Here is a 22382-nt window from a genome sequence, read left to right on the forward strand (position 1 = left end):
GTTCTACCTTTCTGAGCGCACGTCGACAACGATGTATAAGCGCGCACTCACAACTCGCTTCGCTTCTCATGATTGACTTGATGGTACTGGTATATCGCGGTTGCTCTCCGCTGCCGGTTTGCGAATCTGGTGCAGATTATACGCGAAAGACGGAGGCACCATGCGCAAGGTTCGCGATTACGATGCCGAACTGAAAGCGCTCGGCGACAGGGCACGGACGCTCAAGGCCAAGCGGGTCGAGCAACTGGGCCAGCTCGTCACCGTGACCGGGGCCGATACGCTTGATGCGGAAACCCTTGCCGGCGTCCTGCTCGATGCAATCGAATCGAAGGATGCGGAAGCGAAGGAGGCGTGGCGCGCGAAGGGCGCAGCCTTCTTTCAACGGCGCGGGCGCAAAGGTGGCAGCGCTGCTGCAATCGACGGATCGGGCGCTGCGATTGAACCGGGCGGCGACACTGCGGGCGGAAGCGGCGGAGCGACGAACCGATAGCAGGGGCTGGATCGTGCAACGCCGCGAGCGAACCCGTCACCTGATCGAACTGGGCGGCCTTGTCCAGAAAGCCGGTTTGGTCGATCTCGCTGACGACGATCGCGCCACTATCTACGGTGCGTTGCTGGAACTAGTCGGCAAGGCGCGGAGCGAGAATGCAGACGACACGCTCGCACTCTGGAAACGCCGGGGTAAACGCACGTTCGACATGGAAGCGGAAGGGAGCAGCATCGATGCCGGATCTATCCGACAAAGAACGTAGTCGCCGCCAGCGGGCCGTCGATTTCGCCCGCGGCAGCACCCGGCTCTCCGGGGGCGAGCTTGACCCGGAGGTCGAGGCCCTGAACGCCCGCTATATTGCCGGCGAGCTGTCGAGCGACGAGCATGTCGCCGCCGTGATCGCTCATGCCCGGACTTTGCCGAAGGGCGAGCCGATGCAGGCGTATTTCACGAGCGCCGGGGGCGCCATGAAAGCGAACCGCGGCCGGTGACCGAACCGTCCAGACCCGGCCATGTCGTCCCCTTCTGGCCGGTCTGGACGCGCTGGCACGAGATAGTGACGATCGGACCCGCGCCCTTCGCCACCCCGGCCGAGGTCATGCCTGGCCCGGTGCTGCTCGCTGACGAAAAGAGACGCCGTGAACGACTTGCTCGCCTCGCTGGACCGACTTGAACGCGGATTGGCGACGGTGCGCCGCCGCAACCTGATCGTCGGTCTGGCAGCCATCGCCATCGTCGCGGCCAATCTCGTCATGATCCTGACCGTCCGCTCTTGATCGTTCCCTTGCCGCTCTGGAGACGTTGCAATGACCGTGATGCCCAAAGTCCGATCCCGCCCGTGGCAACTTCTCATGGTCGGGTCCGGATGCGCTCATGTCACGCCCGACCTGCACGACCGTTTGGTGCGTCTGCTCGACCTCCTGCCGCAAACGCGGCTCATCGAGATCGATACCGACGCAGGGAGCGTCAGCGTATCGCGTGACTGGCCGAGCAACCGCATGGAAGAGGTCGCCGCGATCGAGGCGGACATCGCGGCCCTGCCCGGCATCCGCCGCCTTACGCTGTTTCAGGCAGCCTGAAGCATGGAGTGATTCCGCCAGCTCGGTCGCGCGACCCCCGACCTCGGCCGTATCGCCCGCCAGAACCCCGTCTGGGCAGTCCAAAGGCTTGTCTTCGCTACCCGCCACTGTTGGGCGTGTTGCTCCTCACGGTGGCCGTTGCGGTCGTCCTGATCCTCGGCTCGGACGCGGTGATGTGGTAAGTCGGTCTGGGATGGGTCGGTGCCTTGCGGCCATGGATCGCAGATGCGGACCTGCTGGGACAATGCCATTCGCTCGTTGACGTGGCACTCACGGCCGCCATCGTGCCGTTCTGGCCAGCCGAGACCCGTACATTCCGGCAAATCAAACCGGACAGCAAAAAGGGAAGCTGGTCGGATTAGCGGGCTCATTGGAGCGCCATACGTTCGGTCCGAAAGCCCCATAGGCTTTTGGCGAGGTCAAGCTCGTCGCGCTTCGCCTTGCCGACCATGCCGGCGAAGTAAGCGCCCGCAGTCAGACGTATCTCATCCCGCGTGTATCGCTCGGCGGTAATCATGACAGCTACAGCGGTAGCGTCGGGGCCAAGCTTCTCCAACGCATCGACGTATGTGCCGATGCGAATGCCGAGATCGTGGCGGAGGCGGCAAGCCGCAGCGTGGATCTCGCTCCAACGCGGATTCTTGGCGGCGACATATGCTGCGGTGGTAGGAAACATTTCCATGAGCTCCGCCGGCTTAGCCTTGAAGGCGCTATTGGACGGTGAGGCAGGGAGATCGGCTAAAGGTGGAATTCGACAAGTCGGGTCTGAACTACAGCCTCGATCGTTCTGTACGTTGTCGGTTATAGGGGGATTGGTTTGTATATTTATGGAGCGGCTATTTTTTGACCCCAACCCGTCATTTTCGCTAGAAAACATGAAACGGTCGATCGTCTCGGCAACCAGTCGATCCACATCCTGAAGCCGATCAAGGGCCGCTTGATAAGCGGCGCTATCGCGCACGGCCTTTGCCGCAGCAGCCATGCCCGCCACCTGATCAATCGCGTCCTGAAGCATGATCCAGTGTGCCCCGGTCAGACGCAGGTGGGCGGCCTGAGCGAGCGCCTGGCCGACAGTGCGGCGCACGCGCCCGATCTCCTGCTTTCCTTCCCTGAACAGGCGAGACTGCGCCGTGTAGGTCTCAGCGCGTTCCCGGAGCTCCGGGAAGCGGACCCGGATCGGCGAGAGGTCGACGCCGAAAGCCGAGGTGATCGCACCGCTATCGTCACGCCGGCCGGTGCGGCGCCCATGCCCGCTATCTCGTGCGAGGATCAGAGCCGTATCGCGGAGCTGCCGCAGTCGTGCCTTGATCGCCCCCACCGTTTTCCCGGCTGCGTCGGCTAGCGTTTGATTGCTGGGCCAGACAACAGGGGTTCGCCCGTCCTTCCAATCCTCGAGGCGCGTGTAGCCAATTAGGTGTTTGAGCGTTTCCCGTGCGCCGGCACCAAGGCCGAGCGAAATCGCTGCTTGGTCGACAACCCGATAAAGATCTTTCCATTCGCTGATCTCTACCGCGTCGCTGAAGCGCGCCTCGAGGTCGCGCGCGATCCTGCGTGTCATCTCGGTGATCGGGCGAGCGCCCGTTCGTCCGGTGAAAGCTGTTTGAGCGTAAGTCATTGATCGTCCTTTCGCCGAAGGGACCGTCAGCAGGCAAAACGAAGCGTGGCGCGAGGCGCGCGTCCTTGAACCGAGGCTCGGAAACAACTAAATGAAGGTCTGTGGAGACTGGCCTGCGTTTGGCGACGCAGTCACCTAGATGTTTCAGGATGCCCAGCCATCGTGCTGGGCATTCGTTTATGTGCTCACAGCCATTTCCCTTTCGCCCGTCGCGGATTGTGACGGGCCCTTGCGATATTTGTCGAAGGCGGAGCGAGGGCGGAAGCCTAGCGAACTCGTGCTATCGGGCGGGAAAGCCCCTTAATGTTCGTGCTATTGGGCGGAGAAGTCGCAGCGGATCATGGCGTACCGCCTCGGACAGCGTGCGTCGAGCTCGTGCTTTCGAGCGGAAAATCCCGCTGAGGATGCCACGGTTAGCCTCAAGGCAACAGAATCAAGACGTCCAGCCGCTAAACGCGGCATCATGAATAAAGGCGGCGCCTGGTAAGGTTAGCTTCGCCTCGATCAAGCGCCCCTCGTGCTAACAAACGGAAAAGCCCTCAGCGGGGTCGTGCTTTTGGGCGGAAAACTAGGGAGCGCCGATGCTCGCCAACTCAGGCGGTGACGGTGGCCTACTTAGCCGAAGCGCCGGTCAAGCGAAGACTATCGAGTGGAGTGATCGTCACCAGAGTCGACAGTTTCGGACGTCCCCCGCCGGTTCGAGGTTCCTTCCGATCGGCCAAGGCCAGGGAGTATTCCGGGAGAGATTGGTCCTTGGTGACCTCCCGAAGTGTTCGCTTGAAATTTTCAATCGAGCGAGGTTCGAGCGAGCAGCCTACTCGGCCGGCGAGATCAACGGCATCGGCCTCGAAGCGGGCGCCGTCGACACAGTTAAATTTGGCCAGCTCATAGAGGCGGCGCTCGATTGGGCCGAGTTTGAAGAAGTCGTCATGATAGGCAGCGATTCGGCGATCCGTCAGGATGGCCCGGTGAAGCCAGTCGCAGAGCATGACTTCGACATGCTTCATCTGCCTTTCTCCATTGGGGAGTTTCGTATATTTGATGTCGGCCTTCAGAAGCCAGGAGAAGGCGCTGTCAGAGCCTTCGCCGCCTGTCTCAATATTGGTGATGATCTGCGTACCCTGGAGGCGGGTAAGCGAGGCCTTCAGCGACGTGTAGGAGCGCGCGGAGGGGTTAGTCCCGGTCATCCGGAAAAGGTCATTCGCGGTAAAGGTTAGCGTCCGATCGATCGTTTCGCCATTCTCAAGTCGGCTCACCATAAGGCTGGCGATATAGAGCAGGATCTCTTTGTCGTAGATCGTCGCGACGCCCGTCTTGCTTGGGTTGATTTCGATGCGAGCAGTGTCGTTCGCGAAAGCTATGGGCTCCATCTGAGCGCGTTTCGTCAGCGCGAAAAACGGGAATTCCGCGACTGTCCGCTCACCTTGGATGTCACCGTAAAGCGGACTATCCAAGCGGAAGAGGTCGCCTTGAGACGGGATGATCTTGGTCATGGCCTCCTCATCGTTACCATTACTGTGCGTGCCGTCATCATGCCTAGCCAGCATGCGGGACCGATCAACTAGTCGGCAACCTGCACCAAGCCGCGCTGGACTTCTTGGGTATAGCTGCTTTGGCTAACCGGCGCAGCTCGGACAGTTCGTGTTATCGGGCGGAAAACTCTCTTTTCGTCCGCGAGCGCCCTCGCCTCAGCCGCGCTGCTCCGTCAGAATCGCACGGCCGGACTCCTGTCGGTCCTTTCCGTCGGCTCCATCGCGTAATCGGGAAGCTAGTCGGCCTTGATCACGCGCCGGAGCATCCGGTTGAACTCCTTGGGCTGCGTGGCGCTGCCGGTTTATCGCTAAACACCTCGACGCGAGACAGCCATCTGCCATACTGCGACCCGACGTGCTTGCGGGTGATGCGGTACAGCTTCATCAGACTGTGATCGCGGGCACGGCTGGAGAGGCCATCCATGCGCTCGACGGTATCATCGGCCACGACACCAACGTCGACCTGACCGCCCTGCACGTCGATCGAGGCGGCGTTTCCGACATCGTGTTCGCGACGATGCACCTGCTCAGGCTCGATTTCGAGCTCCGCATTCCCCGTCGGATCGACGCCTCTACGCCTTCGAACCCCCGAAGCGTTATGGCAGGCTTGCGCCGCTATTCGGCTACAAGCTCAACCAGGACCTGATTGTCAGCCAATGGCCAGATATCGAAAGTGCTATCGGCGCGATGCGCGACCGCACCGTTACACCCTCATAGATCTTGAAGAAGCTGTCCGCCTGCCGCCAGCAGAATAGCCTGGCCGCGGCATTGCGCGAGGCCGGGTGGATCGAGCGCACGCTGTTTACCCTGCGCTGATTTGAGGATCCGGCGCTGCGCTGAGGTGCGTTACCCATAGGGCAGTGCCCTGGAACTATGTTAAGAGATTCACTGTCAAATACAGGTGTTAGAACGTTAAGCTGACCGGAATGACGGCTAACCCTTTCATAAAAAGGGACAATTTTGTATGCCTGGTTTTGACAGTCCGAGATCTGGTTTTTGTTCGCCCGATGCATCAGGTTTGCGAAAGCCCGGCATGGCGAACGACCAGTTTCCAATCGCCCGATGCGTCCAGTTCAATTGAGATCCTGGCTGATCGGGTAGATTGCCGCGGTTGATGTGTCGTATTGGCTGGATTTGCATAACGATGTGGGTTGCTGCAGCAACTGGCGCCTAATGCTAATTGCTCAAAGTTTGTAATAGCCCGTCAAACGCAAGGCGTCGAGTTTCCGATAGCCCGATACTCAAAACAAGCGCGGAATTGCTGACAGGCTTGCCACGAAGTCGGCTGGATGGTTGAGCTCACACCAGTCCGTATAGGCCGCATCGAACTGTCGCGGGTTATGCCCACCATCGATCCATGCCATGCGCGCGCGGTCACGGCCGGTGCGGATCGCGGTCGCGCGCCGTTCCTTCACCTCTGCCGCAGCGGTGAAAGTACGGTCGATGAAGTGCACCGCCGCTTCGCCGCTTTCCGTCTTGGTGTCCGTCATCGCGTAGCGGGGCAGCTCGTCACGCTGACACAACTCGCGCACCTTGAACGCGAACATCTTCAGCGCCGCCTCGCTGCCCGTCTTCTCGTGGAGGACAGACATGCGGCACGTCCAGCCCTGTGGCTGCGACCCGGCGTGCTTGCGCGGCGCGGTAGACCGCGCGCTCGATGCCGCCCTTGAGCAGGAAGTATTTGCGGTCGAGGGTCAGTACCGCGCCGCTTCGGACGCCGTGCAGCAGCCATCCGGTACGCGGATTGATATTGATTTCAGGTCTTCCCCTTGGGGATCGTCGCTCGCTCCCTCCACGCTCTCGATATAGTGGAACGAAGCAAACTGGCGGCGACCCTTGCGGATGTTCGTCTCGACCCGAGTTGTCTGCAGACGGGTAAGCGCGGCCATGAGACGGTTGTAATCCTCACCGCCGACATCGCGCGCGATCCCTTTTAGCAGCTCGTAGGGTGTGGTGTGGATCAGGCCACTGACGTCGTTATCGCCTGCCTGGTGGCGCGCCATAAGCCGCGACAGACACCAGATCAGAATATTGGCATCCCAGATTGTCGCCATGCCATGCAGTGGGTTGGCCTCGACGCGGACCCGGACTGTGCTATCCGGCGATGTGTATTCAATCGCCTTGTTGCGCTTTCGCTTCGACAGCGAGAAGAATGGCCGCTGCATCATCTCGGGATCGTCTTTTGGCGCATAGTCGATGATCGCCGTCGACGTGAAAAAGCCGGTCAGCGGATGCTCTTGAACTCGGCCTTTCATTTCTGTCCATTCTCCTAGGCGAATCGATGTTGTTGCCCCCTAAAAGCCTGCAAGGCTCTGTCAGGCCTTTAGCACCATTGTTTATCGGGGGTGCCTCGTGGTTCGCTCTGGGCTCGTATACTCGATCGGCTTCACCCGCTTGCATTTCTGGAGCGAAAAGACCGGCCGCTCCATGACCTTCCTCTGATCCTTGAGCGGAAGATCGCCCATCAGCGTTATAAAACAGGTCAAATTCGAAATCAGAACTAAACGTCAATTCTGCACATGTGCACATCTGCAAATCTGCGCGTCTGAAAATTGCAGGTGTGCAGATGTTACATACGGCCAAAATGCTTATCAGCATCGTACTTAGCGACAAGCTCGCCGATCGCCTCGGCAAGGAGGTCCTGATGGCTGCGTCTAGTGCGTGCCGCTAAAACCCTAAACGCCTCGGCAGTGGGGTCGGCTGGGTCGAAATAGGCGCCAAGGTGGTACTTACCCGGCCGTTTGCCGCTTGATCGCGGTGTGCTTGTCGGCGGCACGGAAGTTAAAGCCGTCGACGCATCGTCTGGCTCGGCTTCACGATTCGATTGGGTCGTCATCGCCGGAGCTAGTAGAGAAGTTCGCTTTGCCATATCAAGCCTTCACATTTGCAGGTGTGCAACTCATCAGATCATCAATTAGATGTTTCTGCAAGGCTGCAACTTCCTGAGCTGCCTTACCTTTGGGTTCATGCTCAATGACACCCAAGCCGTAGGGCCAAGCTGCCCGATAAGCGCTGCGCTCGCGCAATACCGTGCGTGCTACTCGCAAGCCAGTCGCCTCTGCGAGCGTCCTGGCGTCATCCAGCAGCGTCGTGGCAGTCGGAGGAGCTGCATTCAGCACAACTACAGCCGTCCGACCGATGCTGGTAATGAGCTGCGCAGTCCGCTTGATTGCGTCGAGATCAATTAATGAAGGTCGGCATGGAATCACAACGATGTTGGCCCGCTGAGCCGCCGCTGCGGCTTCAGCGCCGGCCGCTGGTGGCGTGTCGATGATCGTGAGCGCGAATCCGTTGACCTCAGCTGCGTCGATCGCCTGATCAAGCCTACGTGCGCTAATCGGCTCAACATGGGGGAACTCGGTTTTCCGCCGCTCGCTCCACACCGTAGCGCTCTCTTGCGGATCAAGATCGAACAATGCCGTTTTAATCCCCGCCACTTGGGCGGCAACTGCAAGATTGACTGCCAGCGTGGTTTTACCAACACCACCCTTTTGAGCTGCAAGTGTGATTATCTGCACGTGTGCACACCTTCAATAATGTGAGCTTGATGGTATGCAGTTTAGAAAAATCGCACAACTTCAATTCGTGCCAAACTGAAATCCCGTTTCAGAGGGCAGGGTCCAGTCGCCGTTTTACAGATAGAGCCAAATTCCAACTATGGGTGGCAATTAGAGAAGGGACCGGGGGGGGGGGGTATTCTCACTGGTTACACGGCACGTCGTGAAACTCCCGAGATCAGCGATTACCGTCGCTTGCGTCGTGTCTGCGGCTTAACGCCAAACGTCGCCGCTGCCGGAGCGGGCTCACGGGCACGGTGTTTGCCTTCATCATTTGATGTCGGCCAGACGATCGGCATGGGGCGCATCATCAGGGATGGAGCCTTGTTTCTCCGCAGGCCCACACTTCTAGGGTTCCAAAAGCCGGCCTAGCGCCAGGTCTTTCTGGTACGACATTTCCGTTGGGTGGTGCGACTCACCGCCGGTCGACGCCGGTAAACTATTTATGGCCGATCAGAATGCCAGGGCGATCGTTGCCCGTGTTATCTTTCAAATCGAAGATCAAGCCGATTTCCGTGGCGGCTGGACCATAGACCCGGCCGTGAACAGCGCCCGTATAAGTACCGTCAGCCGTCGTAACCGTCCCGTCAATCCGCCCGCTTTGCGAATCAAGCATTCCCTGAAACATTACGTTGATTGGGGTACTGGCCCCCGTCAACGTCACCGTCCCGCTTAGGCGTCGTGCTGCGGCGTCGATGACAAGCGTCTGGCCGGATGCCGACGTGCCAATCTCTCCCGCCGTTATTTGGTAGGTCGTCGTTCCCGTCGAGGGCAGATCGCTTGTCAGCGTCGGCGCGCCGATCAAAGCATAGTCGGTAAACGAGAGTGTCTTTACGCCTTCAAAGTTCGTTACATACCCAACGTAAGTCGCGCCCCCCACCTTTCGGTATATTGTAAGTGTGCAAGGAGAGGTCGCTATTAGATACTGATAGACCAAGGTAGCATCCGTCTGGACCAGGGTCGCCTTGTTGGTGCCCGGTGTGATGGTCTGGCCAAATCCTGTGAACGTTTGCGTCGCGGCGGAATAGGTCAGCGTGGAGCTATCCGGGTCGTGATAGGCCAGTGTCGCCGGAATAGTTTGTGTCGTAGTCGCGGAGACAAGCCCAGAAAATGCGCGATCACGCGTAAAATCAGCAACCGATTGATACGAAGATGGTGCTGGCGTCGGCGTTGGGGTCGGAGACGGCGTGGCGGTCGATATAGGGGTTGGTGTCGGATTTGTGCTGTCATCGCTGCATGCAGCAAGAAGCAGCAGACTTGTCATCGGCAGTACTGCGTAGCGGTGGAATTTCACGGATTGCAGCCCTCAATTCAGGGGGAACGTACCTATCGTAAGAGATTGTGTCGATCCCGTGTAAAATCGATGCAATTCCGCTGGTTGGCGGACGAAATGCGGCACGGTGACCACTCTCGTCCTCTAGACAGGGGATAGTCGGAATACAAAGCGAGTAGCGACGTCTCATTCACGATATGGGCTTTTGGCAGGAAAGCGTGGTAGCGCGCACGATCCGTTGCCTTGAGATACCTATGCACACGCCTGTACATGATGACTGTGGACTGTTTGTAAGGTTCGGCAACGGTCCATTCCTTGTTCGAGTTCTCAAGTACAAATTCGCTGTGCCGCAGTATAATTGCTGAGACATTTGGATCGATCAAGCCAATATATAAGTATTGTGTCCGATTTTAGCTATGCCGGATTATGGCCACGTCATCGTGCCTAGCTTCAAAAATACTAAGGCTCGTTATGAGTGACGAAGTACCGGCCGAGCGGCCTCAAAAAATCGAGCTTTACCGCAGCAAGACGCTTTTGGTTCGTCAGGTTCTTGCGGCTAATTCCCAGAATTGGGTCATAACCTTCGATCACCACAGCATCGGCGAAGGCCTCGATCGCTTTGGCTTTGGCGAGGAGTTTCTGCTGGCAAACGGAATTTCTGCCATTCACGTCCTCGGTTGCGGAAACGATTGGTACCAATACAACGATATCTTTGACGCGATGGCCGTCGTTCGCGAAGCTACGGCAAGCGCCAAACGTAAGATAACTTACGGGTCAAGCATGGGAGGCTACGCCGCGCTGCGCTTGGCTGACGCGGTCGCGGCAGACGGCGTCCTGGCGCTATCGCCGCAATGGTCGATCGATCCGTCGCGAGCACCTTGGGAAGATCGATGGCCGCAGGATGCGCAAAGGGTCCAGTGGATCGATACGATCAATGGTGACTTCCTTTGTCGGACTTGTCCTGTGCTGGTGTTCGATCCGCACGTCGCGCTCGATCTTCGCCACGTCACCCAGATTTCCGCCGGAACACCATCGGTGCTCGTCCCCGTTCCTTATAGCGGCCATCCCGCAAGTACGTTTCTCGGCGAGGTGAGCCTGTTGCGGCCGCTGCTCGAAGACGTGTTAAACGACCGTTTCGACCCCAAGGCTATGAGCCGAGCAATCCGGGAACGTCGATCAGCCAGTTCGGTATATCTCGGCGCCCTTGCCGAACGACAGCCGGCCGCGCGGCCACGGACGGCGCTTGCGTTGGCACGCGCAGCTCGTGTCGCGCGACCCGACAGCACGCTGGGAATGCTGAGCCTGGCGCGCATCCTCACGCGGACTGGCAACCATGATGAGGCAGTGTCGCTTCACCGCGAAATCGCTGTGCGGACCGAACGCTTACCGCTGTATCTGATCTCTTTCGCCGATGCTCTTTGGGTCGCTGAGATGAAGAACGAAGCGATCACGATAGCCGAAGAAGTGGTGAACGGATTGCCGGAGGTTGCCCATCTAAGGAACTGGCTATCAACGATGCTGTGGAAGTACGGCGCCCGAGCTGCAGCAATCAAACATCAGGAACACGCCGTCGCACTCACGCCGAAGCACCGGCGATATTGTCGTAAACTTTACCTGTATCGTATTGCCAGATGCGGATGGTGGTTACACGATCTGCTAGTACTTAAAGTTAAGCGGTAAAATTCTGATGTGGCTGTTGATTTTCTAGGATGACGTACCGATCGCCTCCAGCGCCCCAGATTGCCTTTTGACCTGCGCACGCTAAACGGCTTCAACGATTGAAGGGAGCCGGCATTGCGCAAGGGTATCATACTGGCGGGTGGTTCGGGCACGCGCCTGTATCCACTGACCAAGGGCGTGTCGAAGCAGCTGATGCCGGTCTACGACAAGCCAATGATCTATTATCCGCTGTCGACGCTGATGATGGCGGGCATCCGTGAGGTGTTGATCATCACCACCCCGCACGATCAGGCATCGTTCAAGGCGCTGCTCGGCGATGGCAGCGATCTCGGCATGGTGCTGGAATATGCGGTGCAGCCCGAACCGGCTGGCTTGGCACAGGCATACCACATCGGTGCGAACTTCGTCGGTGACAAACCCTCGGCGCTCGTGCTCGGCGACAACATCTTCTACGGTCATGGCTTGCCCGACCTGCTCCACCGCGCGTCGGACCGCGATGCGGGCGCGACGGTGTTCGGCTATTACGTCAAGGATGCGACCGCCTACGGCGTCGTGTCGTTCGACGCGAACGGCCGCGCCGAGACGATCGAGGAGAAGCCCGAGCAGCCGAGGTCGAACTATGCGGTAACCGGCCTGTACTTCTACGACGGTGACGCGGTCGCCTTGGCACGGGACCTCAAGCCAAGCCCGCGCGGTGAACTCGAGATCACCGATCTCAACCGGCTGTACCTCGAAGCGGGCAAGCTCTTGGTAGAGATCATGGGGCGGGGCTATGCATGGCTCGACACCGGCACGCATGGCTCGCTGCTCGATGCCGCGCTGTACGTGCGGATCACCGAGGAGCGGCAGGGCCTCAAGATCGCCTGCCCCGAGGAGATCGCCTGGCGGCAGGGCTTCATCGACGACGCGCAACTCGAACGAATCGCGGGTCCCTTACGCAAGAGTGGCTACGGCCAGTATCTGCTCGATCTGCTCGACGGCAAGGTGATTGCATGAAATTTATCGAGACCGCCATTCCGGGCCCGATCATCGTCGAGCCGGCGGTGTTCGGCGACGATCGTGGCTTCTTTCTGGAAAGCTGGAACGCCGCCAAGTTTCGTGACGGCGGGCTCGACCTCGCCTTCGTGCAGGACAATCACAGCCGCTCCGCCAAGGGCGTGCTGCGCGGGCTGCACTTCCAGAACCCAAATCCGCAGGGCAAGCTGGTCCGCGTGACGGCGGGCGCGGTGTGGGACGTGGCGGTTGATATCCGCCGGTCATCGCCGCATTTCGGCAAGTGGGTCGGGGTCGAGCTGTCGGCCGCCAACAAGCGGATGTTCTGGGTGCCGCCCGGCTTCGCGCACGGCTTCCTAACGCTCGAGGACGATACCGACTTTCTCTATAAATGCACCGCGCTGTACGAGCCGGCGAGCGACCATTCGCTGCTGTGGAACGACCCCGCGCTTGGTATCGAATGGCCGCTGGGCGGGATCGAGCCAAAGCTGTCCGGCAAGGATGTCGTTGGCAAACCGCTCAGCCAGGTCGAGGCGTTCTCGTGAAGGCGCTAATCGTTGGCGGGGCGGGTCAGCTCGGGCGCGGTCTCGCCGCGACCGCGCCGAGCGGAGTGAACGTCGTCTCGCATGATCGCAACACGCTCGACATTACCGATGCCGCCAGCGTCGACGCGGCGGTCGCGGCCGAGCAACCCGATCTGATCCTCAACGCAGCCGCCTATACCGCGGTCGACAAGGCCGAGAGCGACGAAGACGCAGCGTATGCAGTCAATGCGACTGCGGTCGGCCTGCTCGCTGATGCCGCCGCGAAACACGGCGCGCGGCTGGTGCATGTCTCGACCGACTTTGTATTCGATGGCCAGGACGGCACGCCGTATGCCCCCGATGCCGCCACCAATCCCTTGAGCGCCTACGGTCGCACCAAGCTCGCCGGCGAGCTGCTGGCGGGCGAGGGCGCGCTGATCGTGCGCACCGCCTGGGTCTATGCGCCAACCGGCGGCAATTTTGTGCGCACGATGCTCCGCCTGATAGGCGAGCGCCCCGAGATCCGCGTCGTCGCCGACCAGATCGGGACGCCGACCTACGCGCCGGGCCTTGCCGCAGCGCTCTGGACGATGGCGGGGCAGGGTGTCACAGGCATCCACCACTACACCGATGCGGGGGCGGCGAGCTGGTACGACTTCGCCGTTGCCATCCAGGAAGAAGCGCTTGCCGCTGGGCTCTTGTCCACGCAGGTGCCGGTGATCCCGATCGTGACCAGCGCCTTCCCGACGCCTGCCATACGGCCAAGCTACTCGGTGCTTGACAAGACCTCGACCTTCAAAGCCCTCGGCCACCCCACCCCGCACTGGCGCGCCAACCTGCGCGCCATGATCGCCGAGATCGTAGTCCATGGCTGAACGTAACATTCAACGCCGAGAACTAAGGGAGGGCGGCTCGATCAACCGCCCCCTCATTCATTCGGCTGCAGCCGTCAGCGTGCCGAGCCGCTCGCCTGAATAGCCTTTGCGCAGCGGTGCCCACCACGCTTCGTTGTCGAGATACCATTGCACCGTTTTGGCAATGCCGGTGTCGAACGACTCTTGCGCATGCCAACCGATCTCGGTTTCGGTCTTGGTGGCATCGATCGCATAGCGGTGATCGTGCCCCGGGCGGTCGGTCACGAAGTCTATCAGATCACGGTGCTTGAACGCCTTGGGGGCAAGCTCATCCATCAGATCACAGACCCGCTCAACGACCTGGAGATTGGTCCGCTCGTTGCGGCCACCAATGTTATACTTTTCGCCGAACCGTCCCTTTTCAAGTACCATCACCAACGCGCGCGCATGATCCTCGACATAGAGCCAGTCGCGGATGTTCGAGCCGTCGCCGTAGACAGGCAGACGCTTGCCCGCCATCGCGTTGAGAATGACAAGCGGGATCAGCTTTTCCGGAAAATGATAAGGTCCATAGTTGTTCGAGCAGTTCGAAATCACGCACGGCATACCATAGGTGCGTACCCACGCCCGTACGAGATGATCCGACGCTGCCTTGGAAGCAGAATAAGGCGAGGACGGATCGTAGGGCGTCTTCTCGGTGAACAGGCCGTCCGGTCCCAGTGAGCCATAAACCTCGTCGGTCGATATGTGCAGCATGCGCAGGGCATCGGCCCGCTCGGCTGGCAAGCAATCGCGATAGGCGCGCACCGCCTCAAGCAGCGTGGCTGTGCCCATGATATTCGTTTCGAGGAAAACGCTCGAGCCGGTGATCGAGCGATCGACATGGCTTTCTGCCGCCAAATGCATGATGGCATCGGGCTGATGGCGCGCCAACACCGCATCCATGGCGTCGCGGTCGCGGATATCTGCCCGTTCAAACGCATACAAGCGGGAGGCGCTGATTGGCTCGAGCGAGGTCAGGCTTGCCGCATAGGTCAGTGCATCGACATTCACGACCGCATGGCCGAGATCGCGCACGAGGTGTCGACACACTGCCGAACCGATGAAACCCGCGCCGCCCGTAACCAAAACCCGCATTGACCCACTCCGATAATAATTCTGCTCGGTGATTTTAAAATGCCGTTATGACCTTGTCAGCCGTCGCGGCCTTCAGCACCCTGATATACATCGTTTCACACCGACAGAACCTAGCAGTTTCCATCAGCAACGCCCATAGCCTGCATCTGCGGTATACGTATTAGAGAAGCTTTTGCTATGGCCCGACCGTAGCACGTTCGCAGGGAGGCGACTGAGCAAACGTGAGAATGTTTTTCAAAAAAGATGATTTGACCGACGTTTGGTGTGAAAATCAGCTATCTTATTGGAAAGAGAAAGCGCCGCTTTCAAGAGAATTTGGCGATACATTTGCGTATTTAAACAGCACGACGACAAGCGTTTTCATTTTTGATTTTAATGAAAATTCGGTCAGTCTGCGAGAAAAGCCGTCGGAGCATTTTTCAGAACCACACCTCGGAGTATTCAGAGACAGCCTGCAGAGAGCAGAAGCGTACCTCGAGTTCTTTCAAGGTTTGGTGGCCGGGGGAATGCGAATTTCGGCACCAGTTGCCTTTGATGTCTATGACTTGAGTTCTTACGGAGAGACTGCTCCCGTTTTCTCTTTTCAAAAGCCCGTGGGCAGCCATAGCATACTAATGCCTGATATCGATTTTTTATGGCGCAAATGGTACGAGGGTAGCCGGGGGGAGAAACCCTGGTCAAGAAAACTTCCGACGGCCGTCTTTGCTGGCTCATCTACTGGCGGCAACTTACTGACACTTGAAGACGTTCGCCATGCAAAAGCTCCGCGCCTGGCTTGGGCCACGGCTGCACTCGACAATCCATTCGTCGATTTCCGCATCTGTTCGGCCGTGCAATGTGACACGCCCGAAACGGTCAGCGAACTAAAATCCCAGCCTTACTTTCATCCCTTCATGAGTTGGGATGAGCAGCTTATGTCCAGATACATTCTTTCTATAGACGGAAATGGCGCAACCTGCTCGCGCGTCGTATATACGCTGAAAAGTAAAAGCATGCTTTTCAAAGTTAACTCGACCCACAAACTATATTATTTTGATGGTTTAAAAGCCTATGAGCACTATATACCAATAGAAGATATTTCAGATATCGAGAAAAACATAAGACACGTTGAAGATGGAATAATTTCTTCAAAAAAAATAGTAAAATCTGCAAATATCTTTTATGAAAATTATCTAACTCGAAAAGGGGTAGAGCGTTACACGCGAAAGCTTTTAGAATTATACAGCAGTATTTTTTAAAATTATATAAGCAACTTTATTTATAATTTAATAAGATTAGGTGATTTTCAGATGCCAGTATTATCTTTATAATATCATGGCGAACATCAGACTTCACCCGGCATTACATATCCCCCTCCGGACTCGGAATTTGCAGACATAGGAAGCGAATCCATTCTGATTTACACCTGCAAGTTCTTAGCTACAATAAAATTGGCTTCGGCCAAGATCGCTACAGACCATTGACAAAGCAATAATCAGGTCATTCAACGCAATTACGCTTGGGTTAAAATGAAACCATTCACACCGAAATTATATCCGTGGCATCAACGATGTCGCGTATTTGCCTTTGAACACCACCTAGAGATCTCCCTCCCTTTCTATACCGCTGTTTGAGGAAGCAACGGCTTTGCGTCTGCGTACCGGAAAACTTATTTGCACGCAGCCCACGGCTTGATATGCCAATGTCAGTTTTGCGTGTGAATACCCAATGGCGTAGCACTTGCTTTAGGTGATCAAACAAAGGTAGATCTCGTTGTGAACGATTTTCTAAACGCGCCTTGCGACGAGGACGCGGTAAACCTGCTATACAACATCTTCCTCGGGCGCGATCCGGAAGAAGGACATCCTTGGATCGGCAGCCCTAGGATTAACTTGGTTATCGGCCTGACAAAGTCGGAAGAATTTCAGATAAAATCTGAAACCATCCTTCGGTCGGGTTGGGGAGTCCTTTTCGAAAATCGTAATGAAAAAATTGCTCGATATATTCCTTCATTCCTAGCTGAAATGGGTGGATCAAAACCGCGCTCCAACACATGGCCGGATTTTCTTCTTTCCGGAATAAACGCACTTTCTGGATTTGTTGATCGTGGCGACATCCCTGATAGCGCTAGATTTGTTGCTGAAATGATCGAGAACGATTACCAGGCTAAGATCGAACATTTTGATATTCTTGACGATCTTCTGTATTTTGACAGAGATTGGTTTTTGCGTTTCAACAAGAATGCGCCGAGCCTTCGCGATATACCCAGAGCAGAATTGGAAGCTTTGGCAACTCTAATGGTTGTCAACGGCGAAGCCGAGATCTCGCCGTTTTTTAAAGTCTCGGGTATGCAAAAACGCGACCTGCGCCGCGCGGTCTTTGGAAACAGTAAGAGGCCCACCGATTTCACGCTCGACGAGGTTCTGTCGCGATTGAAGCTGGCATTCAAACGTGGCCTACTTTCCCATTGGTTGTTCGACGCAAGCTATTATGAATCGCAGCGTGAACATGCCTTTGCAACTGGCCGCATCGGCCGCTGGGCAGTTCATACCGACTCGTACATCGATTTTCTGGAAAACGGCGACCGGCACAATCTACGTCCGCACTGGCTATTCTGCCCGACTGCCTATGCGATACTGAACCCGGACGTTGCGGAAGATCATTCGTTCTTCCGGCATTTCCTAATCCACGGGCAGTTCGAAGAATGTCGTACTTCCGCACTGTTCGATCCGGATTATTACAGGACGATGAACCCGGCGATGCAATTGGAGGTAAGAAACGGTGCCTACAAGTCGCTGCTGGAAACCTTCTGCCTTTCTTCATGCATGTACAACGTACCATTTTTGCCGGATTTTGATCCTTCTTACTATGAAGCAACCTATCTGGACGTGAAACCGGATGGCGTTCATGTCATAAGCACGGCACATCATTTCCTCTTCTTCGGAGTCGTGGAGGGGCGCAATCCTAACCCTTATTTTGACTATAAGTATTTCTCGCAACGCTATCCCTGGATCGGCGAGCAATGCCAGAAGCTCGCGGTGTCGCCGCTGGAATATTTCCTGCTAATCGGCCGGCACGAGAACATGCGGGCGGCACGCCCGCTCGCCGACCGGTCCATCGACATGCTTCAGGCTAAGGCGCTCTACGAGCGTCGGGCGAAGGATGCGCTCGCCCGCAACCGGCGTCATCCCATCGATTTCACGCCGCTGTGCGACGATCGTCCGGTGCTCTCGGTGATCGTGCCCGTGCACAACCAAGTGAGCTTCACCGCACGCTTCCTCGAACTCGCCTTCTACGCCGCGGCGGAACTAAAACGTCGTTCCGGCCGGTCGATGGAAGTCGTCGTCGTCAGCAACGGTAGCAGCGATCCGACGGCGGAACTGCTAGCTACGACTCGCGGTATCAAATATGCCGATGAGGCCAAGGCACTCGGTTACCCGGGCGCGGCCAACCTCGGCGCTGGCATGGCGACCGGCGAGCTGGTCGTGGTCGTTAACAACGATATTGAATTCGAACCCGGCGTCTTCGCCGATCTGGTCGACAGCTATTTCCGCATCCCGGATTGCGGTGCAATCGGCCCGCGCATCCTGTCTATGGATCTGACCGTGCAGGAGATCGGCGCGTTCATCGCCGGTGACGGCAATTCGTTCGGGTTCGGGCGTGGCGAGCGTTCGAGCTACAACGCGATCGAGCAGGTCACTCAAGTCGATTACGTCTCGGGCTGCTTCCTGTGCCTGTCGCGCCCCGATTTCGAGACGCTCGGCGGTTTCGATCCGATCTTCTCACCAGGCTATTACGAAGAAGTCGATCTCTGCTTCCGGCTCAACACTCTGCTTGGGAAGAAGGTGTACGTCGATACGGCGATCACCATCACGCATTACGAACATGCCAGCTTCATGAAGGGGCGGCCCCCCACGGTCAGCCACCCGACGATCCTGCGCAACCGCAAGCGGCTGCTGAAGAAGCATCCCCAGCTCGGTGCGCGACCGACGATCGACAATATCATGGGGGCAGCGGGTGTTGCCCGGCTTGGCGTGACAAAGAGCCGAATTCTGGTCATCGAGGATCTCGTCCCCGATCCCCGCCTAGGATCGGGCTTCGGTCGGGCGGCAGAAGTGCTACGCACGTTCCATCAACTCGGCGTCGCCTATGACGTCGTCGCCGTGAACCCAACGGTGAAGATCGACGATTACGAATTCGACGATGTTATGTTGTATCGCAATTGGATGCCTGGTGAATCCGTCGCGGAAGTCCTCAATCGCGCACCCGGCGTCTATTCGCATATCTGGGTATGCCGGTCGCACAACCTCTCCCGCTTCTACGAGGTGTTTAAGGCACACAAGGACGCCTGGAATAGCAAGATCGTCTGCGATACTGAGGCGGTTAGCGTCCAACGCACGATCGAGCTGGCTAAGCTGCAAGGCGATGCGCCATCGGAAAGCGAGATCGTCGATCTCGTCGCGGCCGAGTTCAATGCCTCCGCCATCGTCGACCGCTTCATCGCGGTAAACGACCGCGATGTCGACTTCATCCGCTCGATCGGACTGAACAATGTCTCGACCATATCGCACACGGTCAGCGGGATCGTACGGTCGGACCGGCCGTGGCGGGATCGGAGCCGCCTACTGTTCGTCGGCGCAGTCCATTCCCCGCTCGCGCCGAATTTCGACAGCCTCAAATGGTTCCTGCACGGTTCGGCTAAGATGATCGCCGAACACGGCAAGCGGCTCACCTTCGCCGGCTATTGGGATGAGGCTATCCTGCGCGAATTCCGCGAAAACAATCATCATGCCGAAGTCGACTTCCTCGGCATGGTTTCGGAAAAGCGGCTTTCCGAACTATACGAGGAATCCGTCGTCGCATTGGCCCCGACGCGCTACTCGGCCGGAATCCCCTGCAAGGTCGTGGAATCGATGCTGACCGGCATCCCGATCGTCATGACCGAATTGCTCGCCGACCAGATCGGCATCGACAACGCGGTGCGCAGCCGCCTCGCCGTAGCCAAGATCGATCCGCGGGGTGAGGATTTCTGCCGGGCCGTCAAGCGGTTGATCGAAGACGAGGCCTGGTGGAATACAGTTCGCCACGCGCAGATCTCCTATGCCGACAAACAGTTCAGCGATGAAGCATTCAATCGGGAGGTCCGCGCCGTACTAGAAGCAGTCGACGTCGATTGGGCCTACTGAGACCGGAACGTCAGGAAGGCTCTCGCCCCCTGTTTCCTCAAGTGGAGCAGGGGGCGGCGCAGGTTACAACACGACCATCTCGTGCCAGTCCTGCGAAGGTTTGCCCCGCAGCAGCGCCTGATGACGTAGGGTTGTTGTCATCAGTGTCGCTGAGCGTAACGCCTCAACCGCTTCCAAGCTCATTTTCGAGCGCGCCACATAATTCCAAAGCTGACGATCGAGGCGGGTGAGACGGGTGATCTGGCGCAGCGTCCCCGGTGTCAATTCGTCCGCTAAGATGCCGCTTAAATCCTCGGGAAGATCCGGTGTTTCGTTGAGGCGTTCCACTACAATTGGCAGTTTCAGCCATGCCGACAGGTTTTCAACGAAGCGATCATTCTCGATGACGTCGACATGATCGAACCCGGACAGGCGTTCGAGCGCGGCGTCGAGCAGTTGCTCGCCTTCCGCATCTATCCAGCGATCCGGGGCAATGCGCGGATCAGGCCACAGCAGCATCCGCACCGCAACGTTGTCCAACTCGAACGCCAGACGTTCGTCCATCACAAAAGCCTCGAGCGTTCCACGTGCGATCGGAAGCTTGATGCGATCTTCCGGAAAGACCAGATACTCATCGCCGATCGCCCGCCAGTATAGCCAATGCGAGACAAGACGCGCTTCGGGAACGCGCAGGACCGTCAGCCGCTGCGCATCGGGGTAGCGCGAAAAGGCAGTTCCAGCACCCATATGTGCCGCTATCAGACCCGCATCGGGCAAGTCCGCATGATCCAGAACCACGTCTGGTTTGCTGGGGGTTAAAGCAAGCTCGCCCGCCCCGCTCAGGCACCCATCGAACATGTTGACGACCACGTCCGGTTGAAGAACTTTTTCCAACGCTTTCCGGAGCGACGTTCCTGCAGCCTTGGGAACGTGCATAAAGAATAGCGGTCGCGCGGGATCGCGAGGCCGGCCGTAACATTTGTACTGCAGCGGTGCTTCGTCGGCCGCATAGGCGGTACTGAAAAAGGTAGTATCGCACGTCACTGCCCGGGCCAAATCGCCCCACCGGGAATCACCTGATCGGCATCCTCTAAACGACATTCGTCCATACAATATGGCTTTACCAGCGTTTGCATTAATCGCCCACACCTTATTGCGTGATCGCCTTATCTGACGGGTGGTGCGCCATATAACAATCTGACCACAACCGGATTGGTTGCAACGCGGCCGGCCTGGGGACGATCGCTAGGTAAGTCATCTTCTCCAAAGCGAGACATGCGTCGTCCGAGCTTTGTCCCTCTGGTTATCGCTGGGCGACCTCACTATTGCTCTCCGCCATGTCAGCAAGGGAAGCAAGCATGTCGAAGACCGCTATCGTTACCGGAATCAGCGGCCAGGATGGCGCGTATCTGGCCGAGAACCTGCTGGGCCGTGGTTACACGGTCTATGGCACCTATCGCCGGACCAGCTCGGTTAATTTCTGGCGGATCGACGAACTCGGCATCACCAACCATCCCCAGCTCAAGCTCGTCGAATATGATCTCACCGACATGGGCTCGGCGATCCGGCTGATCGAAACCTCCGAGGCAAGCGAGGTCTACAACCTAGCCGCGCAGAGCTTCGTCGGGGTATCGTTCGATCAGCCGATCACCACCGGGCAGATCACCGGCCTCGGCGCCGCCTATCTCCTTGAGGCGATCCGCACCGTCAATCGCGACATCCGTTTCTACCAAGCCTCGACCTCGGAGATGTTCGGCAAGGTGCAGGCGATCCCGCAGACCGAGGATACGCCGTTTTACCCGCGCAGCCCCTACGGGGTCGCTAAGCTCTATGCACACTGGCTGACCGTCAACTACCGAGAAAGCTTCGGCATTTTCGGCACCAGCGGCATCCTTTTCAACCATGAATCGCCGCTGCGTGGTCGCGAGTTCGTCACCCGTAAGATCACCGACACCGTCGCCAAGATTGCGCAGGGTAAGGCCGAGATTCTCGAACTCGGCAATCTCGATGCCAAGCGTGATTGGGGCTATGCCAAGGATTATGTCGAGGGCATGCGGCTGATGCTCCAGCATGACGTCGCCGATACCTATGTCCTCGCCACCAACCGGACCGAGCCGGTGCGCCACTTCGTCGAACTGGCGTTCGCGCATGTCGGGATCACGCTCAACTGGTCGGGCAAGGAAGAGCACGAGCAAGGCACCGACAGCAAGACCGGCAAGACGCTGGTGCGCGTCAATCCCGCCTTCTACCGCCCGGCCGAGGTCGATCTGCTGATCGGCGATCCCGCCAAGGCCGCGCAGAATCTCGGCTGGACGCCGACCGTGCAGCTTGAGGAGCTGGCACAACTGATGATGGAAGCCGATATGCGGCGCAACACTGCCGGCTGGTCGTTCTGATGCGGGTCGCGCTGACTGGAGCGACCGGATTCACCGGCCGCTTCGTGTCTGCCTCGCTTGAAGCGGCCGGCGCCACGCCGGTTGCGTTGCAGGTTGATCTGCGTGATC

At 58.0% G+C, this 22382-nt stretch carries 18 protein-coding genes and 3 pseudogenes; 13 read left to right on the forward strand and 8 right to left on the reverse strand.

Annotation, left to right across the window (positions count from 1 at the left end; genetic code table 11):
• The first annotated feature begins 160 nt into the window (after nucleotides 1–160).
• From OXR00_RS18460 to OXR00_RS18480, 5 genes are all read left to right on the forward strand, one after another.
• Nucleotides 161–490, forward strand: coding sequence for a conjugal transfer protein TraD (locus tag OXR00_RS18460; RefSeq protein ID WP_267389689.1), 330 nt, complete (start codon nucleotides 161–163; stop codon nucleotides 488–490).
• Between the two features lie 13 nt (nucleotides 491–503).
• A complete protein-coding gene (locus OXR00_RS18465) occupies nucleotides 504–752 on the forward strand; it encodes a conjugal transfer protein TraD (protein ID WP_267389690.1) in 249 nt (82 codons plus the stop codon).
• Nucleotides 724–981, forward strand: coding sequence for an antitoxin VbhA family protein (locus OXR00_RS18470; RefSeq protein WP_267389691.1), 258 nt, complete (start codon nucleotides 724–726; stop codon nucleotides 979–981). The genes OXR00_RS18465 and OXR00_RS18470 overlap by 29 nt, the downstream gene beginning before the upstream one ends.
• Nucleotides 982–1128: 147 nt before the next feature.
• On the forward strand, nucleotides 1129–1266 hold the full coding sequence (locus tag OXR00_RS18475) for a hypothetical protein (protein WP_267389693.1): 138 nt from the start codon (nucleotides 1129–1131) through the stop codon (nucleotides 1264–1266).
• Nucleotides 1267–1296: 30 nt separating this feature from the next.
• A complete protein-coding gene (locus OXR00_RS18480) occupies nucleotides 1297–1569 on the forward strand; it encodes a hypothetical protein (protein WP_267389694.1) in 273 nt (90 codons plus the stop codon).
• A 367-nt stretch (nucleotides 1570–1936) separates the two neighbouring features.
• Here the strand turns inward: OXR00_RS18480 and repC are convergent, their stop codons facing one another.
• A complete protein-coding gene (repC, locus tag OXR00_RS18485) occupies nucleotides 1937–3184 on the reverse strand; it encodes a plasmid replication protein RepC (RefSeq protein WP_267389695.1) in 1248 nt (415 codons plus the stop codon).
• A 611-nt stretch (nucleotides 3185–3795) separates the two neighbouring features.
• The gene (locus OXR00_RS18490) at nucleotides 3796–4677 is read right to left on the reverse strand and encodes a replication initiator protein A (RefSeq protein ID WP_267389696.1); all 882 of its coding nucleotides are present in this window, start codon (nucleotides 4675–4677) and stop codon (nucleotides 3796–3798) included.
• A 418-nt stretch (nucleotides 4678–5095) separates the two neighbouring features.
• On the opposite strand from OXR00_RS18490, the pseudogene OXR00_RS18495 reads away from it, so the two are divergent.
• A pseudogene (locus OXR00_RS18495) lies at nucleotides 5096–5529 on the forward strand (Tn3 family transposase); the annotation flags it as partial.
• Between the two features lie 428 nt (nucleotides 5530–5957).
• Here OXR00_RS18495 and OXR00_RS18500 read toward each other — a convergent pair.
• The 4 genes and pseudogenes from OXR00_RS18500 to OXR00_RS18515 form a co-directional block, all read right to left on the reverse strand.
• Nucleotides 5958–6971, reverse strand: a pseudogene (locus OXR00_RS18500) (replication initiator protein A).
• 105 nt (nucleotides 6972–7076) lie between these two features.
• Nucleotides 7077–7181, reverse strand: a pseudogene (locus tag OXR00_RS18505) (plasmid replication initiator protein); the annotation flags it as partial.
• A 405-nt stretch (nucleotides 7182–7586) separates the two neighbouring features.
• The gene (locus OXR00_RS18510; RefSeq protein WP_267389697.1) at nucleotides 7587–8234 is read right to left on the reverse strand and encodes a ParA family protein; all 648 of its coding nucleotides are present in this window, start codon (nucleotides 8232–8234) and stop codon (nucleotides 7587–7589) included.
• A 478-nt stretch (nucleotides 8235–8712) separates the two neighbouring features.
• A complete protein-coding gene (locus OXR00_RS18515) occupies nucleotides 8713–9567 on the reverse strand; it encodes a hypothetical protein (RefSeq protein ID WP_267389698.1) in 855 nt (284 codons plus the stop codon).
• A 450-nt stretch (nucleotides 9568–10017) separates the two neighbouring features.
• Between OXR00_RS18515 and OXR00_RS18520 the strand changes: the two genes are divergently transcribed.
• From OXR00_RS18520 to rfbD, 4 genes are all read left to right on the forward strand, one after another.
• The gene (locus OXR00_RS18520) at nucleotides 10018–11226 is read left to right on the forward strand and encodes a tetratricopeptide repeat protein (RefSeq protein WP_267389699.1); all 1209 of its coding nucleotides are present in this window, start codon (nucleotides 10018–10020) and stop codon (nucleotides 11224–11226) included.
• A 114-nt stretch (nucleotides 11227–11340) separates the two neighbouring features.
• Entirely contained in the window at nucleotides 11341–12222 is an 882-nt protein-coding gene (rfbA, locus tag OXR00_RS18525) for a glucose-1-phosphate thymidylyltransferase RfbA (protein ID WP_267389700.1), read from the forward strand.
• Nucleotides 12219–12764, forward strand: a complete 546-nt coding sequence (gene rfbC, locus OXR00_RS18530; RefSeq protein ID WP_267389701.1) for a dTDP-4-dehydrorhamnose 3,5-epimerase — start codon at nucleotides 12219–12221, stop codon at nucleotides 12762–12764. The genes rfbA and rfbC overlap by 4 nt, the downstream gene beginning before the upstream one ends.
• The gene (gene rfbD / locus OXR00_RS18535; protein ID WP_267389702.1) at nucleotides 12761–13618 is read left to right on the forward strand and encodes a dTDP-4-dehydrorhamnose reductase; all 858 of its coding nucleotides are present in this window, start codon (nucleotides 12761–12763) and stop codon (nucleotides 13616–13618) included. Before rfbC ends, rfbD begins: the two co-directional genes overlap by 4 nt.
• A gap of 57 nt (nucleotides 13619–13675) precedes the next feature.
• On the opposite strand, the gene rfbB is transcribed toward rfbD, so the two are convergent.
• Nucleotides 13676–14734, reverse strand: a complete 1059-nt coding sequence (gene rfbB, locus OXR00_RS18540) for a dTDP-glucose 4,6-dehydratase (protein ID WP_267389703.1) — start codon at nucleotides 14732–14734, stop codon at nucleotides 13676–13678.
• A 227-nt stretch (nucleotides 14735–14961) separates the two neighbouring features.
• On the opposite strand from rfbB, the gene OXR00_RS18545 reads away from it, so the two are divergent.
• Both OXR00_RS18545 and OXR00_RS19845 read left to right on the forward strand, forming a co-directional pair.
• The gene (locus OXR00_RS18545; RefSeq protein ID WP_267389709.1) at nucleotides 14962–15972 is read left to right on the forward strand and encodes a glycosyl transferase family 90; all 1011 of its coding nucleotides are present in this window, start codon (nucleotides 14962–14964) and stop codon (nucleotides 15970–15972) included.
• A gap of 516 nt (nucleotides 15973–16488) precedes the next feature.
• Complete coding sequence (locus tag OXR00_RS19845) at nucleotides 16489–19899, forward strand: glycosyltransferase (RefSeq protein ID WP_267389704.1); 3411 nt, start codon at nucleotides 16489–16491, stop codon at nucleotides 19897–19899.
• Between the two features lie 63 nt (nucleotides 19900–19962).
• Here OXR00_RS19845 and OXR00_RS18555 read toward each other — a convergent pair whose 3' ends face one another.
• On the reverse strand, nucleotides 19963–20772 hold the full coding sequence (locus tag OXR00_RS18555; RefSeq protein ID WP_267389705.1) for a hypothetical protein: 810 nt from the start codon (nucleotides 20770–20772) through the stop codon (nucleotides 19963–19965).
• Nucleotides 20773–21236: 464 nt separating this feature from the next.
• Between OXR00_RS18555 and gmd the strand changes: the two genes are divergently transcribed.
• Nucleotides 21237–22274 (forward strand): GDP-mannose 4,6-dehydratase, encoded by a 1038-nt coding sequence (gmd, locus tag OXR00_RS18560; RefSeq protein WP_267389706.1) that lies wholly within the window; start codon nucleotides 21237–21239, stop codon nucleotides 22272–22274.
• Nucleotides 22275–22382: the final 108 nt, after the last annotated feature.

Source organism: Sphingomonas sp. GC_Shp_3, from assembly GCF_026540945.1.
Lineage (GTDB): Bacteria > Pseudomonadota > Alphaproteobacteria > Sphingomonadales > Sphingomonadaceae > Sphingomonas.

Coding starts and splice junctions, on each gene's coding strand:
- gmd (WP_267389706.1), top strand. CDS start 21,237: ATGTCGAAGACCGCTATCGTTACCGGAATCAGCGGCCAGGATGGCGCG.
- repC (WP_267389695.1), bottom strand. CDS start 3,184: ATGACTTACGCTCAAACAGCTTTCACCGGACGAACGGGCGCTCGCCCG.
- OXR00_RS18460 (WP_267389689.1), top strand. CDS start 161: ATGCGCAAGGTTCGCGATTACGATGCCGAACTGAAAGCGCTCGGCGAC.
- rfbC (WP_267389701.1), top strand. CDS start 12,219: ATGAAATTTATCGAGACCGCCATTCCGGGCCCGATCATCGTCGAGCCG.
- OXR00_RS18480 (WP_267389694.1), top strand. CDS start 1,297: ATGACCGTGATGCCCAAAGTCCGATCCCGCCCGTGGCAACTTCTCATG.
- OXR00_RS18470 (WP_267389691.1), top strand. CDS start 724: ATGCCGGATCTATCCGACAAAGAACGTAGTCGCCGCCAGCGGGCCGTC.
- OXR00_RS18545 (WP_267389709.1), top strand. CDS start 14,962: ATGTTTTTCAAAAAAGATGATTTGACCGACGTTTGGTGTGAAAATCAG.
- OXR00_RS18520 (WP_267389699.1), top strand. CDS start 10,018: ATGAGTGACGAAGTACCGGCCGAGCGGCCTCAAAAAATCGAGCTTTAC.
- OXR00_RS18490 (WP_267389696.1), bottom strand. CDS start 4,677: ATGACCAAGATCATCCCGTCTCAAGGCGACCTCTTCCGCTTGGATAGT.
- rfbB (WP_267389703.1), bottom strand. CDS start 14,734: ATGCGGGTTTTGGTTACGGGCGGCGCGGGTTTCATCGGTTCGGCAGTG.